The organism is Halomonas sabkhae, assembly GCF_030409265.1.
Lineage (GTDB): Bacteria > Pseudomonadota > Gammaproteobacteria > Pseudomonadales > Halomonadaceae > Halomonas > Halomonas halmophila.
On the sequence record NZ_JAUFPM010000026.1, the window covers coordinates 1 to 736 of the forward strand.

Annotated in this window: 1 rRNA gene; it reads right to left on the reverse strand. The window is 56.2% G+C overall.

Going from position 1 to position 736, the window contains the following annotated elements:
* Positions 1 to 41: 41 nt before the first annotated feature.
* Positions 42 to 736 (reverse strand): 23S ribosomal RNA (locus QWY79_RS15760); the annotation flags it as partial.

The window sequence follows — 736 nt, forward strand, 5'->3', positions numbered from 1 at the left end:
CGTACCCGGCTCGTCTGTCATCCAGACTCCTTGGGTGTTATATGGTCAAGCCTCACGGGTCATTAGTACCGGTCAGCTTAACGCCTTGCAACGCTTCCACATCCGGCCTATCAACCAGCTCGTCTTGCTGGACCCTTCAGGAGGCTCGAGGCCTCGGGGAGATCTCATCTTGAAGGGGGCTTCCCGCTTAGATGCTTTCAGCGGTTATCCCGTCCGACCTTAGCTACCCGGCAATGCCACGGGCGTGACAACCGGTACACCAGAGGGTCGTCCACTCCGGTCCTCTCGTACTAGGAGCAGCACTTCTCAAATCTCCAACGCCCACGGCAGATAGGGACCGAACTGTCTCACGACGTTCTAAACCCAGCTCGCGTACCACTTTAAATGGCGAACAGCCATACCCTTGGGACCGACTTCAGCCCCAGGATGTGATGAGCCGACATCGAGGTGCCAAACACCGCCGTCGATGTGAACTCTTGGGCGGTATCAGCCTGTTATCCCCGGAGTACCTTTTATCCGTTGAGCGATGGCCCTTCCATTCAGAACCACCGGATCACTAGAACCTACTTTCGTATCTGCTCGACGTGTCTGTCTCGCAGTTAAGCACCCTTATGCTCTTGCACTCAATGCACGATTTCCGACCGTGCTGAGGGTACCTTCGTGCTCCTCCGTTACACTTTGGGAGGAGACCGCCCCAGTCAAACTACCCACCACACACGGTCCTCGATCCGGATAA